The sequence below is a fragment of the Negativibacillus massiliensis genome (assembly GCF_900148495.1).
GTDB lineage: Bacteria > Bacillota > Clostridia > Oscillospirales > Ruminococcaceae > Negativibacillus > Negativibacillus massiliensis.
Genome location: NZ_FTRU01000008.1, coordinates 1024162 through 1039583, shown reverse-complemented (window position 1 = coordinate 1039583; position 15422 = coordinate 1024162). Strand labels below are relative to the sequence as shown.

Annotated in this window: 11 protein-coding genes; 5 read left to right on the top strand and 6 right to left on the bottom strand. The window is 46.0% G+C overall.

Annotated features, from left to right (window positions below; all coding sequences use genetic code 11):
* The first annotated feature begins 9 nt into the window (after window positions 1–9).
* The 3 genes from ispG to BQ5375_RS10845 all read left to right on the top strand — a co-directional run bounded on the left by ispG (window position 10) and on the right by BQ5375_RS10845 (window position 6434).
* Window positions 10–1083: a flavodoxin-dependent (E)-4-hydroxy-3-methylbut-2-enyl-diphosphate synthase gene (ispG, locus tag BQ5375_RS10855; protein ID WP_022132266.1), complete on the top strand. Its 1074-nt coding sequence runs from the start codon at window positions 10–12 to the stop codon at window positions 1081–1083.
* Window positions 1084–1088: 5 nt separating this feature from the next.
* Window positions 1089–1985 (top strand): hypothetical protein, encoded by an 897-nt coding sequence (locus BQ5375_RS10850; protein WP_022132265.1) that lies wholly within the window; start codon window positions 1089–1091, stop codon window positions 1983–1985.
* A 117-nt stretch (window positions 1986–2102) separates the two neighbouring features.
* Window positions 2103–6434: a PolC-type DNA polymerase III gene (locus tag BQ5375_RS10845; protein WP_076917916.1), complete on the top strand. Its 4332-nt coding sequence runs from the start codon at window positions 2103–2105 to the stop codon at window positions 6432–6434.
* A 406-nt stretch (window positions 6435–6840) separates the two neighbouring features.
* Here BQ5375_RS10845 and BQ5375_RS10840 read toward each other — a convergent pair whose 3' ends face one another.
* From BQ5375_RS10840 to BQ5375_RS10820, 5 genes are all read right to left on the bottom strand, one after another.
* The gene (locus tag BQ5375_RS10840) at window positions 6841–7689 is read right to left on the bottom strand and encodes an undecaprenyl-diphosphate phosphatase (protein ID WP_022132045.1); all 849 of its coding nucleotides are present in this window, start codon (window positions 7687–7689) and stop codon (window positions 6841–6843) included.
* Window positions 7690–7824: 135 nt separating this feature from the next.
* Complete coding sequence (locus tag BQ5375_RS10835) at window positions 7825–8649, bottom strand: DUF308 domain-containing protein (protein ID WP_022132044.1); 825 nt, start codon at window positions 8647–8649, stop codon at window positions 7825–7827.
* Between the two features lie 101 nt (window positions 8650–8750).
* Window positions 8751–9314, bottom strand: coding sequence for a hypothetical protein (locus BQ5375_RS10830; RefSeq protein ID WP_022132043.1), 564 nt, complete (start codon window positions 9312–9314; stop codon window positions 8751–8753).
* Window positions 9315–9471: 157 nt separating this feature from the next.
* The gene (locus tag BQ5375_RS10825; RefSeq protein WP_143529477.1) at window positions 9472–10035 is read right to left on the bottom strand and encodes a hypothetical protein; all 564 of its coding nucleotides are present in this window, start codon (window positions 10033–10035) and stop codon (window positions 9472–9474) included.
* Entirely contained in the window at window positions 10019–10558 is a 540-nt protein-coding gene (locus BQ5375_RS10820) for an RNA polymerase sigma factor (protein WP_022132041.1), read from the bottom strand. The genes BQ5375_RS10825 and BQ5375_RS10820 overlap by 17 nt, the downstream gene beginning before the upstream one ends.
* 418 nt (window positions 10559–10976) lie before the next feature.
* Between BQ5375_RS10820 and BQ5375_RS10815 the strand changes: the two genes are divergently transcribed.
* Window positions 10977–12341 (top strand): hypothetical protein, encoded by a 1365-nt coding sequence (locus BQ5375_RS10815; RefSeq protein ID WP_076917914.1) that lies wholly within the window; start codon window positions 10977–10979, stop codon window positions 12339–12341.
* Window positions 12342–12511: 170 nt separating this feature from the next.
* On the top strand, window positions 12512–14293 hold the full coding sequence (locus BQ5375_RS14145; RefSeq protein ID WP_083687606.1) for a hypothetical protein: 1782 nt from the start codon (window positions 12512–12514) through the stop codon (window positions 14291–14293).
* A gap of 378 nt (window positions 14294–14671) precedes the next feature.
* Here the strand turns inward: BQ5375_RS14145 and BQ5375_RS10805 are convergent, their stop codons facing one another.
* A complete protein-coding gene (locus BQ5375_RS10805; RefSeq protein WP_076917913.1) occupies window positions 14672–15337 on the bottom strand; it encodes a cytidylate kinase-like family protein in 666 nt (221 codons plus the stop codon).
* Window positions 15338–15422: the final 85 nt, after the last annotated feature.

Sequence of the window (15422 nt, the reverse complement as noted above, 5' to 3'; positions counted from 1 at the left end):
GAAACAAAGATGAACGAAAACCGAAGAAAATCAAAACAGATTTCGGTAGGGAAATTAAAAATGGGCGGAGACGCACCAATCAGTATTCAGTCGATGCTCAACACACCGGCAGAAGATTTTGAAAAGAGTGTGGAACAGGCAAAACGTCTGGAAGCTGCTGGTTGTGAGATTATCCGTGCCGCAATTCCCAACATGGAATCGGTCAAACTGATTGAGCACTTAAAGAACGCTGTTTCAGTTCCGATTGTAGCAGATATCCATTTTGACTACCGTCTGGCTCTGGAAGCAGTTGCAGCGGGTGTTGATAAGGTGCGCATCAATCCGGGCAATATCGGAGATGAGGACCGTGTCCGTCAGGTGGTGCAAACCTGCAAACAGCACAATGTGCCGATTCGTGTCGGGGTCAACTCCGGCAGTCTGGAAAAGCACATCCTGGCAAAATACGGTCACCCAACCGCACAGGCCATGGTGGACAGCGCTCTGTACCATACTTCTCTGATTGAAAAATTCGATTATGATCAGATTGCGATTTCCATCAAGTCTTCCAATGTACAGACCATGATCGAAGCGTACCGTCTGGCAGCACAGCAGTGTGATTATCCGCTTCATCTGGGTGTGACCGAAGCAGGAACTGCACGGATGGGATTGATTAAATCGGCAGTCGGCATCGGTTCTCTGCTGTGTGACGGTATTGGGGACACCATCCGTGTTTCACTGACCGATGATCCGGTCAATGAAGTTTATGCGGCAAGGGATATCCTCAAATCCATCGGTCTGCGCAAGGAGGGAATCACCTTTGTTTCCTGTCCAACCTGCGGAAGAACCAAGATCGATCTGATTGGTCTGGCACAGCAGGTAGAGGAACGGCTCAAGGACTGCAAGGCAAACCTTACTGTAGCGGTAATGGGATGTGCGGTCAATGGTCCGGGGGAAGCAAGGGAAGCCGATATCGGCATTGCCGGCGGAGACGGATGTGCGATCCTTTTCCAGAAGGGTGAGATCATCCGAAAAATTCCGGAGGATCAGGTCGTGGAAGAACTGGTTCAGGAAGTAGAAAAATTAGCATTACATAAGGAAGGTTAGAACAAATGGCTCAGAAAAAGAACGATATGAAAAAACCGCTTATTATCCTGGCAGTTGTGCTGGTTGCAGCGCTGCTTGCATTTTTGATCTATGATGAAGTAAAAACAGGCGGCTATGTAAAGGAACTCAATCAGGCAATCAACAATACTTATGACCTCCAGGCAGGAAGTGCTGTTGGCCACACCTATAACTACGCGCAGGATGATGCGGAAAACTCCAGCGAAGTAGTTCGTAAGGCAGATTTTGTCCGCAGCGACGATGGAATTACCTTCCATGAACAGACCGGCAACGAAGATGGCACTGCACTGGTTTCGGACGTTTTCCTGAGACCGGGAGAATATTACTATCTGGGCGAGGATGCAAAATGGGTCCGCAACGAGATCGAGGAAGGACTGGATACCCGTCCATACAGCATGTCCGGTATTTCCAGAGAGGTTTCTTCGTCCCAGTATAAACGAGTAAAAGAGGTTCCAATTCCAGAAGGCTTTGAAGGCGATAAAGCTTATCAGGTTGTTCTGACCCGTCAGTGGATCATTTCCAATTATCAGGGTGATGGCGGCGAACCGCTGGATGGCAGCATTGTTTATGTCATCGAGTATGACGGTGAAACCCCTTATGTAACACAGGTAGACCAGCTTCTGAACATCCGTGTTACCGATGAAGAAGGCAACAAATCGGTTCAGGTAGTAGAAGAAGTAAGCCAGTTTACCAGAGGAACTACCGCAGATGGCGGCGATGTACAGAGTGCACTGGATACCTTCTATAAAGAAAACATCGAAGGCAACTATGTAGAAGCAGCAGACCTGGAAGCAGAATCTACCGATTCGGACGCTCAGACAGAAGATGATCTGACCGTAGGCTCTTCCGGTGAAGAAATGACTGTTGGTTCTTCCGAAGAATAAGAAAAAACAAGAGCTGATCCGTGCTTTGGGCGCGGGTCAGCTTCTGCCTGTTTTTGGAAAGTAATTTTCCAATGGATTGTGGGAGAACGATTTTGAGAGCAAAGAGGAGGAAAAAGCGTGAACCGTTTTGCAGATGTTTTTCGTCCATTTTTGGAAGGAAATGTCGCGCGGGAACTGTTGGAGGCACCGATCCATCATATTGATGCCAAGCGGGAAAAACGGCAGATTACAGTTGAGCTTCATCCGGAAAAAAGAATCCCGCCAAAAGAGATTTTGAAGGTGGAGCAGCAGATCAAAAAGGTGGCAGATCTTGCACTGTTTGAGATTATGACCCGTTATCGACCGGAGCTGTTCTGCTGTGAATCGATGGAAGATATCCTGCATGAGTTAAGAAAAAGAGGATATCCGGCAAACGGAATCTTTGAGGGAAGCGACCCGAAAATCGAGCAGGATTGTTTGACCATCCACCTTCGCCATGGAGGCTATAACCTAATTCAGGAAAGTGGCTGTGATCAGGCAATCAAGAGGGTAATTTCTGAAAAATACGGGCTTTCGCTGGATGTAAAATTCGATGGTGTCCTTTCGCTGGACGAAAACCAGCCGGAATATCAGGAAATTATCGGAAAGCCAAGCATGACTCCGGAGCAGAAGAAGGCGTTTGATCGACCCAAGGATGCACCGAAACCATCGAAATCAAAACAGGAAAGTGTTTCCAAAGAACCGGGAAAGGTTCAGTTTGACTGTACAGACCTTCCATTTGTGGAGGACAGTGCCATCATCATTTTGGGAAAACCAATCAAGGAACGCCCAATTCCACTGAACGAAGTGACAGGAGAAACCGGACTAACCACAGTATGGGGAGATATTGTCCGCAAAGAATCGGTCACTTCCAAGGACGGAAAGTGGGAGATTTATTCCATCGATATTACCGATTATACCAGCTCCAACACGCTAAAACTGATTCAGTCAAGCGATAAAAAGGAAGCAATCGAGGAATTAAAAGAGGGCAATACCCTGATTGTCCGCGGAGATGCTGCATTTGACAAGTATGAGCATGACGTTACCATCCGACCAAATGCCATTACCATGGTCAAGAAGAAGAAAAAGACAGATGACGCGCCAGTTAAACGTGTCGAGCTGCACCTGCACTCCAATATGTCTACCATGGATGGAATGAATGGCTCGGCAGACCTTGCAAAGATGGCTCATGACTGGGGACACCGCGCTATGGCAATCACCGATCACGGCGTTGTGCAGGGATTCCCGGATGCCATGTATGCTTCGGAGGGCTGGAAGGATTTCCGCATGATCTATGGTGTCGAAGCTTACTTTGTCAACGATATGGTATCGGCGGTCAAGGGAAACAGAAAGCAGAATTTTGATGGAGAGTTCATCGTTTTCGACCTGGAAACGACCGGACTTTCGGCAAATCAGGAGCGCATCACCGAAATCGGTGCGGTGAAGGTCAAAAATGGCGAGATCATCGATGTTTTCAATACCTTCGTAAATCCGGAGCGCCATATCCCGGAAAAGATCACTTCGCTCACCGGAATTACCGATGCGATGGTCAAGGATGCACCGCTGGAAGCAGAAGCTTTGCAGATGTGGGAAGCCTTCTGTCCAAAGGATGCGGTTTTGGTCGCACACAATGCAGACTTTGACTGTTCCTTTATGAGTGCAGCCTATGCACGCCAGAAAAAGAACTTTAAGCATACCTACATCGATACGGTGACCATTTCCCGTTCGCTCTATCCATCCTTAAAGAATCACAAATTGGATACCGTTGCAGAACACCTGAAGGTTGGGGACTTTAATCACCACCGTGCTTGCGATGATGCGGATATTCTAGCAAAAATCTTTATCCGAATGATGGAGGATATGCGCCGCGACAGCAAGATCGACTGCATCGAAAAGATCAATACCGCTTTGGTTGGAGCAGACCCAAGACAGCTCAAATACTATCATCAGATTCTGCTGGTCAAAAACCAGATGGGGCTAAAAAATCTGTATCAGCTGGTTTCGATGTCTCATTTAAACTATTTTAAAAAGCGTCCGCTTATCCCGAAAAGCGAACTGATCAAACACAGAGAAGGACTGCTTGTCGGAAGCGCGTGCGAGGCTGGCGAGCTGTTCCGCGCAATTGTAGCGGGAAAAAGCTGGAATGAGCTGTGCCGGATCGCAAGTTTTTATGATTATCTGGAAGTTCAGCCAATCGGCAACAACGAGTTCATGATGCATAACGGAACTGTTAAGAGCATCCGCGAACTGCAGGAGTTTAACAAGACCGTCATCAAGCTGGGCGATAAACTGGGAATCCCGGTTGTTGCAACTGGAGACGTTCATTTTATGCGCAAGGAGGATGCAATTTTCCGCACCATTCTGATGGCAGGTCAGGGATTTAAGGATGCCGACAATCAGCCGCCGCTTTACTTACATACCACCCAGGAAATGCTGGATGAATTTTCCTATCTGCCGCCGGAAAAGGCGTATGAGATCGTTGTTACCAACACCAACATGATTGCGGATATGATTGAGGAAGTTCGTCCATTCCCGAACGGAACCTACACCCCAACCATCGATGGGGCAGAGGAGGATCTTCGAAACCGTACCTGGAAACGAGCTAAGGACTGGTACGAGTTTGAAGGCAAAATTCCGGATGTTGTATCAAACCGTCTGACCAAAGAGCTGGAATCCATTATTTCCAACGGATTCGCGGTATTGTACGTTATCGCACAGAAACTGGTTTCCAAGTCGGAGTCAGACGGCTATCTGGTCGGTTCCCGAGGTTCGGTAGGTTCGTCGTTTGTTGCAATCATGGCGGGAATTTCGGAGGTAAATCCGCTGCCGCCGCATTACCGCTGTCCAAAATGTAATCACAGCATCTTCTTCACGGATGGTTCGGTTGGTTCCGGTTTTGACCTTCCTCCAAAGAATTGTGAGCACTGCGGTACACCATACCTTCGTGACGGACATGATATTCCGTTTGAAACCTTCCTTGGTTTCCACGGCGACAAATCTCCGGATATCGACTTAAACTTCTCGGGAGAGTACCAGTCCAAGGCGCACAAATATACTGAGGAATTGTTTGGTACCGGTCATGTATTTAAAGCGGGAACAACCGGTGCTCTGGCGGATAAGACCGCCTACGGCTATGTCAAAAACTATCTTTCCGAGCGTGGAAAGACCCTGCATAAAGCGGAGGAAAACCGCCTTTCCAAAGGCTGTACCGGAGTAAAACGTTCTACCGGACAGCATCCGGGTGGCATGGTTGTTGTGCCGAATGATTATGAGGTGTTTGATTTTACACCGATTCAGCATCCGGCAGACGATGTCAATTCTGATATCATCACGACCCACTTCGACTTTAACTCGCTGCATGACACTATTCTCAAGCTCGACATTCTTGGACACGATGTGCCGACCCTGTACAAGTACATGGAGGACTTGACAGGGACCAAGGTTGGCGACGCGGATACCTCGGATGAGCTGATCTATAAGTTGTTCACTTCACCGGAGGTTCTGGGTGTTACTGCGGAAGAAATTGAGTGTGAAACCGGAACGCTTGCAATTCCGGAGATGGGAACCTCTTTTGTTCGCCAGATGCTGCTTGACTGTAAGCCGAAAAACTTTTCGGATTTGTTGCAGATTTCCGGTCTGTCTCACGGAACCGATGTATGGCTTGGCAACGCGCAGGACCTGATTAAGAGCGGAACCTGCACCATCAGTGAGGTTATCGGTACCCGAGACAGTATCATGCTCTATCTGATTTATCATGGTTTGGACCCGTCCATGTCCTTTAAAATCATGGAAATCGTGCGAAAGGGTAAGGCGCATAAGCTGTTGACCGAAGAACATGTCAAGGCGATGAAGGAACACGATGTGCCGCAGTGGTACATTGATTCCTGCTTTAAAATCAAGTACATGTTCCCGAAAGCGCACGCAGCAGCCTACGTTATCGCGGCAATTCGCTTGTGCTGGTACAAAGTACATTATCCGCTGGCATTTTATGCAGCGCACTTTACTGTCCGCGGAGAGGATTTTGACGCAGCAACGGTAATTCAGGGCAAGGATATGGTAAAACTGCGCATGAAGGAGCTGCGCTCAAAAGGAATGGAAGCGACTGATAAAGAGAAGAAAACTGCGGAGTGTCTGCACATTGCGTTGGAAGCGTTGTGCCGCGGAATCGAGTTTTTGCCGATCGATCTGTACCGTTCCCACGCGACCCGATATCAGATTGAGAACGGAAAGATTCGTCTGCCGTTCTGCTCGCTCAAGGGTGTTGGTGATGCTGCGGCAAACAGCCTGTATGAAGCAGCACAGCAGGGAGAGTTTATCTCGATGGATGAGATTGTTTCCCGTTCGGGTGTTTCCAAGACCGTCATTGAAACCCTCAAGGAATGCGGTGCTTTGGGCGATCTGCCGGAATCCAGCCAGATGACTTTGTTTTAGTCTACCTTTTCTTTACTAAAAGAGAAAGGTCAGACGCACATTCTGCGAATGTGATCTACCAAAAGAAAAGTGTTCGCTTACGGCACTAAGACGGATAGTTTGCTCAAAAGAGCAAGTGTGATAACACGAGCGAGCACCGTGTGCTGAAACCCAAATTTCGCATCAAACCAAAGCGCGATACAGCGTCCAGTTTCAAACTGGTGCCGTAGGCAAACTGGGTCCAGGCTCAGCCTAGTGAAGGATTTCACTCGTTACGACAAGAGTCCAGAGTTTTCACTCAGGACTTGCCAACCTTTGAAAAGTTGACAAAACCTTTGTTTGCCTTCGCCGTATAACCCATCACAAAATAAAATTTAGGCAACAAAAAATCCGCCGGTTTTCCGGCGGATTTTTGTTTTAGTTTTATTTATGCAAAGATTGCCTTAGCGCCAAAGAAGAGAATTACGATGATACCAAGCACAATGCGGTACCAGCCGAAGGCGGTAAAGTCATGCTTGCGGATAAAGTTCATCAGGAACTTGATGGCAAATAGAGAAACTACAAAAGCAACCAGCGAACCAATCAGAAGCAGTCCCCACTGGAATCCGGTGATGGAAGCAAGACCGGTTTTCAGGATGAATTTCAAAATCTTGTAGCCGCTTGCACCGAACATGACCGGAATTGCCATAAAAAAGGAAAATTCGGTCGCAACAAAACGGGAACAGGAGAGCAGCATTGCACCTAAAATAGTGGAACCGGAACGGGAGGTTCCCGGGATGATTGCCAGAAGCTGGAGAATACCAATGCAGACAGCGGTACGATAGCTTAACTGTTCGAAGTTACGGATACGCGGTTTCACACGATGATTGCGTTTTTCCAGCAAGATGAAGAGTACGCCATAAAAAATCAGAGCAATCGCGATTACGGTTGGGGTGTAAAAGTGCTCGGTAACCCAGTCGTCGACCAGCAAACCGATAACACCAATCGGCAGAATCGCAACGATAACCTTAAACCAGAGCTGGAAGGTGGAAAGGCGTTCTGCTCGAGATTTTGCCCGAGAGAATGGGTTTAACTTGTTGAAGTAGAGGACAACAACTGCGAGAATCGAACCAAGCTGAATGACGACATAGAACATATCCATAAAGTCTTTTGGTTGTTGCAGCTGCAAAAATGTGTCGGCGAGGATCATGTGTCCGGTGCTGCTGATTGGCAGCCATTCGGTAATGCCCTGGATAATACCAAGAATTACCACTTTCAGAATTTCAATCAGTTCCATAAAGTATCAGTCTCCTATTATTTTGTGTCCATTGGTCGTAGTTTCCATTATAGCATATCTGTCGGAAAAATAGAAGTAAAATATGAAAAAAACAAAAAAATGACCGGTGTTTTAAGCCGGCCATTTTTGATTTTGTTATACATTTTCAGTGGAGCTGCCGAGTGTAAGTGCTTCCTCACTTTCAAGTTCTTCACTGTAATAGCGGTCTATCTCAGTGGCTTGCTGAATTTCCTGGACGGAATAGCGCATGGCAAAGTGGTCATACAGCCAGATGGAGTAATCTCCCTCTGGACAAAGGGCCTCTACATAAACAGAAAGGTTTGGATATGACACGGTGGACAGATTGTCGAGCAGGGTGCGGACATTCTGCGAAAAGCTGCTGAGATTTTCTTGCTGCTTAAGGGTAAAATACAGTGTAACACTGTCACCGGAGGTAAGCTCATTGATCGAAATGCTTTGTGTGGAAGGGGAGACACTGGAGATATCACACTCTACGTTGAGCGATGCAACAGGAATATTTTCCGGAAGCTGCTGATAGATTTCATTTTCAATCTCGCCGCAAACCTGTTCTTCCACCTTCCAGTTTGCAGGTCCATAGGTCATATATAAAGGATAAAACACAGAAAAGCATCCTGCAATCAAAATGACAGTCAGACTGAAAAAGGTCCCCATAAAATCGTAGCGGAGATTTTCTCCTTTATGGCGAAAATACTGCCATAGAGTTTCTATCCCCAGTAAGATCAGCAAAATAGGGGAGAACTTCATCAGGGAAAACAGATCAAATGGTTTAAAGAAAAAACAAATCAAAAGAACACCACAAACAACCAAAGTGACTCCCATCGTCGCAGTGCCGATTCGCCGTGTCGGTTCAGTGCAGTTGGAGGGATGGTGAGAGTGTGGAACCTGATATGCTTGTTCCTTGTTTTGAGAATAATCAGAATTTTCGTTCTGGTTTAACATGACAAACACCTACTTTTTCAATTCAAAAGATGAATCCATCTGTATACCAGGTCATCAGGAGGGGACTACAGCGATGCCTGATGACCTGGTAAAAAGGAGAACTAGCTTTCGGATGGATGGGTGGAATCTTCGTCGTGATATTCCTGGTATTCCTGATAATCGTCTTCGATTGCTTTGTGAGGAATGCTTTCGCGAATCAGGCGAAGTCCCAAAAGAATGATGACAACAGCAAGGATCAGGGCTGGGAGATCACTGAAAAATGGATAGAGGTTGATGCTAAAATATGCAGCCAGATAAGGGAGAACGATGTTGTAAAGCAGGATGTAAACACCCAGTGCAATCAGCAGGATACCTCCAAGCAGATGTCTGCGCTGGAAAAACTCTGTAACTTTCCGAACATTCAGGGAGTCCAGATGGAACAGAAAATCGTCGTGAGGAAGAAATTCATAGCTCATCGAGCGAAGGTTGAGTGTGTCAAAGAATGCGTAAAACCAGATGACCGGAAGGATAAAAGCAAAGATACCAAGTCCCAGAACACCGGAAACAGCGAAAACAAAACAGAATGCCAGCATAAGGGAGATGCCCCGCTTCATGTAACCGAGATACATCTGTCCGGCTCCCGGCCACAGGCCAAATAAAAAGGTAAGAATTCTACTTTTTCTCATATCAAAAACTCCTTTTGGCAGATAAGCTGCCCCAAAAACTTTTTGGGAATGATAACATGGTAATTACAACCATGTTATCATTCTGATTGTACATTCATCCATAAAGAAACTCTTTTCGTTTAATTGTTCATCCATAAAGAAACTTTTTCAGCATATACTATTTGGAAGGTGGTGTATGTCTTGGCTGATGAAAGCTGTTTTGTATCGAATGGAAAAAGTCATTAATACTGTCCGAGATTTCGCTGGTTTGCTCCAGGATACTCTGGGAAGAAGTATACAGCCCATCCAGCAGATTGTTCACCCTCTTTGAGAAATTTTTGTCCGACAAAATGCCGCCGCTCCAGAAAACAAAGGTAAGGGAGGCTGCAACAGCCACAGAAGCCGCTTTTTTAAAGTAGAAGACCCTTGTTTTGTTCTGAATTGTTTGCATGACCGAGTCGTGCAGGGAAGCGGGTGGTTCCATCAGATGCACCACTTCTGGCAGCTCTTGGCCGGTATCCAAATCGACTGGAGCATCGGAACAAAGAATCTCTGTATAGCGTTCCAGGCATCGGTCACAGAAAGAAAGATGCTCGGAAACTTCCAGACTTTGCAGGGAATCCAGTTGCTCGTCTATCAAAAGTTTGAATGCCAGATCGGTCAGGTGACCGTCAGCAGTGAAGAGTTCCGGTTGGGATGAGCCGGCTCTGATGTCCGATGATGTGCTATTTTGTTTCATCATGATATACCTCCTTTATCTGTTTTTGCAGGATCGATCTTGCCCGATAAAGCTGGGTTTCTACCGTCTTTTTGGGGCGGCCGAGGAGATCGGCAATTTCCTGTGTGTCTTTTTCCTCGATAAATTTTAAGATACAAACTTCACGATAAGGTTCCTTGAGGGAACGGATCATCTGTTCGATGGTTCCGGAACCTTCCTTTGAAATGTACATCTCGTCAGGCTGCTGAGAGGAGTCAATCTGCTTGACCGAAGCCAGTGTTTCCACCGAATCTTCCTCACTGCTTGCCAGCATTACCCGTCGGGAATAGGCGCTGTTTAGATAATCCTTTGCCTTGTTGGTAGCAATCCTTGCAATCCAAGGCTTGTAGTTATCCCCCTGATAGGTATCGATGTGACGATAGGCGGAAAGGAATGTTTCCTGTGACAGGTTTTGCGCCTCGTGATAATCTTTCACAAACTGGTAACAGATGGTGAATACCAGCTTCTCATATTTCGTCACAAACTGACTGAATTCCCGTTGTGTCATGCAAAGTATTCACCCACTTTCTGATCCAAAATGAAAGAACAAACCTTTTTGAAAAGAAAACAACGCGGAAATATTCACAGTAAAATGACATTGGAAATAAGCCTGTTTTACCGTTTTTCGTATCATATTTGTGAAACCACTGATAGGGGATGCGCTACTTTTCAGAAAAGTTTGTCTGTAAGTTTCCTTACACTGATAAAACGATGAGGAGAAAGAAGATACTTCAAAAAAATTTATTTTTTTTGAAAATTTGATTTCATCGCATAATTATCACAATTATGATACACTTCTTAAAAGAGAAAGGCAAGAAAAGTTGTATTACTTGATTGACACTTGACTGATTTTGTAGTACCCTTTAAGAAAAATACTATAACGCTTCAAAGGAATCAAAACTTTTGTCATACAAGGAGGAATCCAAATGAATTCAAAAAAGATTCTCTTGCTGACGACGTTGATTGCATCTTTGGTGCTGATTGCTTTTGTTGCATTTTTTTCCCGTTTTATTCTGAACATTGATTTTGGTTCGGCTGTTGGGCAGACCAGCGCGTCTGTAACAGAGGAAGAGGAAAAACAGGAAGAAGCAAACGAACAGCAGCCTGAAGAAGAAACGTCAGGAGAACAGACGTCTAAAGAAGAGAGCGACAACAAAGAGGAGAAAGAGGACGAAGACAAGAAGGAAGAGGATAAGGACGAAAAAGATAAAGAAGAAGCTTTCGAAACCTCTTCTACCATCAAGACTGCATCCATTACAGTGGAAGCAAAGGAAAATAGCGGCAAACTGACGGTGGATGATGCCGAAAAGCTTACCGAACTTTTAAAAGAGATCAATGCGCTCAAGCTGATGAGCGTTGCACAGTCGGTTGGCATGCAGGACGCATCCTGGAACGCATCCCTTAACTTAAGTATGGCGGATGAAACCGCGATCAGCTGCAACCTTTATGAGTCTACTTTGTCCGGAAGCAAGACAACCCTTTCCACCGGTCCCAAGACATATGAATCGACAGAATCGGTCAGCAACATCAAAAAGCTGCTGGAAAGCTGGATGGAGGAAGAGCAGAAAGCAAACGGCCTTAATCTTGCAGCAGATCAGTTTGAACAGGCAACCCGCGTGCTGACTGCAAATCCATTTACTCTGGAAGTACAGGATATTGCATCCAGCAAATCTGCTTTGCAGCAGGCAATGAGCAAACTGAAAGTAACCGAAACCTATACTGACAATGTTCATCCGGGTGTAGAATACAGCGGTACCAACCTGCTGAATCTTGCGGATGATACCAACACACTGTTTACCTTTGAGTTTTATGAAACCGGTATTCTGGCATACCGCTCCGAAAACAGCAAGGAATTTTATGCTTGTGAAGAACAGAGCCTGAAAACTTTCTATCAGACGGTTGAGCAGATCTGTTCCCAGTATGCGGCTACACCGGCACATCTTGCTATGATGGACTACGGTGCATTGTCCGGTATGCAGGCTTCCAGCACAACCGGAACATCCCGCAAGGAAGTTGGACTTATCCGCGAACATGCACAGAATCTGTTCTATTTCCTGCAGCAGGTTCATGTCAGCAAGGGCAGCATGAAAGAGGAAAGTGCAATGTTCAGCCGTCCGGAATATCATGTAGACATCGAGTTTAATAATGGCACTGTTTACGGAGTTGATATTAACAAAGGCAGTCTGCTGGTTCAGGTAGGGGATGGCTCAATTTACCACTATACGCTGGTTGGAGACAACAATCTGGAACTGCTCCGTGCAGAGCTGGAACGTGTAACCACCGATGATTAAATGATTTAGTAAAAAGAGACGAAAAGAATTTCCTTTTCGTCTCTTTTTTTCTGTCTATATTATCAGAGAAAAGATGCGCTTAAATTAAGAGGAGAAACTTGAAGAAATATTACACTCGTGATAGAATAAAATCAGGAATCAATTCCAATTCAAGGTTCGGAGGTGTTTTTATGAAGAAGTTGATTCGAAGAATGCTAGCATCGGTTCTGACAGTGTGTATGCTGCTGGGAATGATGCCAGCTTTGGCAGCAGAGACGCCGGACCCGTTTGCACTCAAAGGGGTGGAGAGTGTCACCTACACATCTGGTTCACACTCATTGATTGTGACAGACAATGCAACGGTCAAGAAGGTTGTAGCGGCACTTGTTAATTCCGGTGCACAGAAAGCAAACATTAATCCGAATACGCCCACCGGTATGTCATTGCTGATCAAAGGGGAAGAATGGTCATATCATTATTGGACACCAGCAAGTCCGGATTCTGACCAGAAGATCACCGAACTTTGGGTAGACGGCGAAGGGTATCGCACCAAGAGCGATCTGCGACCGGTATTTACGATGCTGGAAAATCAGAGAAAGCAGCTTGATCCATACGGCTATTTTACTTGGGATCAGGACCAAACCTGTATTGGACTACTGGACAACGCTGCGCGCAAGGCGACCTTTGTTGAGGTTTATGAAAGACGGACTGAAATTTTACAGCTGCTGCAGAGTATTGCCCCAAGTAAAATTACAGCAGCCAATCAATCAGCACTTGGCAAGCAGCGCACCGGTGTATCGGAAATGCGAATCCAGATCGACAGCAACAGCTATTCCTATCAGCTTTATGAAAAGGGACTGTCCGTCACCAAATACACGCTGGACGGCGCGAATGCAACAGAATATTTTGTTTGTGATGCTTCTGCTATTCAGAAGCTGGCAGACCAGATGAGTAAAACCTACAACGAGGACAGCTACAAGACCTCGACTTGGCTTGCAATCATCAATCCTGCCCGCGTAAAGAGCCTCAATGTAAAATTCAAGGAAGAAAAATATCAGGACAACATCCTGAGTGAACTGTATGCCCAGCAGATGTTGGATTATCTGCGGGAGATTGCGGTTGAAGAATTTTTGGGTACAACGACCTCTGTTTGGAAGAGTCCGGATGCAGAGTTCCAGCTTGGATTTACAAGCGGTGTCAGCTACCGTATCCAGCTGCTGAGTGGTAAAATGAGAATCTATGCCTCGGACATGAAGCAGGTGCTGGAATACACCACAAGGGAAGTATCGGTTGATCGACTGATAGACTATGCAAAACAGCTGATTCAAAATCAGAAAGACGGAGAATATAAACCAAATCCTTCTACGGCAAAACCGGTAATTTACCTTTACCCAGAGAAAGAAACCGAGGTTTCGGTGCAGCTGGACTTTAACGGAACGCTCACCTCGGTTTATCCGGAAAATCCACAGAACACAACTTCCTCCTGTGCATGGAAGGTAACTGCTGCTCCAGATGGAACGCTCACCGATGCGCAGGGCAGAAACTATCGCTATCTGTTCTGGGAAGGGGTAGCGGATGTTGACTGGAAACAGGAGAGTGGATTCTTTGTCAAAGCTGAGGATGCGCGGGAATTCTTGGAAGAAAAACTCACGATCTTAGGTTTAAATGATATTGAGCAGAACGATTTTATCACCTATTGGCTGCCAGTATTGCAGGAAAACGGCGAGAGCTTTGTTACCTTTACGGGCAAGCAGTATACCGATGCCGCTAAGCTGACCGTCACACCGAAACCGGACAGTGTTCTTCGTGTGCAGATGCTGATTTCTAAGGTGGATGACACAAATCGTGCCGAATTTGAAAAGCTGCCGGAGCAGAAATTAACAAGCTTTGAGCGGAAAGGTTTTGTCCTTGTTGAATGGGGCGGCACCAGCGGGTTGAACCCGCAAACTGTTTCGCGCTTTGGTAAATCTTAAAATTCAGGTTTCAGCACGCGGCGGCGGGTTGAGCCCGCGAACAGTTCGCCTACGGTGCAAAGACGCCAGCTTGAAGCTGGACACTGTTCGGCTCCGCCGCAAAGACAGGATAGCTGAAAAAAAATAAAGTTTTTTGTCAAACTTTTGTACACAAAAGTTTGTGGGGGTACGGGGGCAACGCCCCTGTGACACTCAACAGAATAAATAAATAGAATAGGGGCAGTGACCAAAATCAGTGCTGTGGTACGAGAGTACCCCAGCGTAAGCTGGCTGTATGCTTTATTTAAGAGTAGGATATAAATTCCCTGTCATACATGAGAATAGAAGAGAAAACTGAAAAGAGCCTGTCATTTGACAGGCTCTTTTATCATCGAAAACTTATTTTACAGTTGCATCTTTGTTTGCATCAGGATCGATACCGCGTTCTTTTAAGAAGATGCGAACAGCTTCTTCAATCAGGTCGCAGCTCTTCTGGATGCCGAGCAGCGAGGTATTCAGACACAGGTCATAGGTTCTGGAGTCGCCCCAGTCCATACCGGTTACGCTGCGATAATATTTTTCACGGTCCTTATCCATCTTCTTAATTTTCTTGCGGGCTTCTTCCTTGCTGACACCATAGATATCCGCAATATGGTCGATGCGGTCTTCCATATCCGAATAGAGGAAAATGCGAATGCAGTTTGGATTGTCCCTGAGCAGATAGTCAGCACAACGGCCGACAATTACACAGCTGCGGGTACTTGCAAACTCACAGATCAAACGGCTCTGTACACCGATCAGTTCCGCTTCGGTGGTGACATAGTTAAATGCAAGGCTGTTGCCGCCATAAGCGACAGGGAAAACGTTCTGCATAAAGTTCATCGAGCGTTCATCAATGCTGGAAAGATATGCCTCGTCCACATCCAGCTCTTTGGAAGCGCAGGCAAGAATTTCCCGGTCATAGTAATGGATGTTAAAGCGTCTGGCAAGCTCTTTGCCGACCATTCTGCCGCCGCTGCCGCGCTCTCTTCCGATTGTGATTACAAATTTCTGGTTTTTACTCATAAGGACACCCCCTTCTATAATTCCATTATAGCACAAAACAACAAAAAGAAAAGCTGAAAATAAAAATTTTAATACAAATCTATCA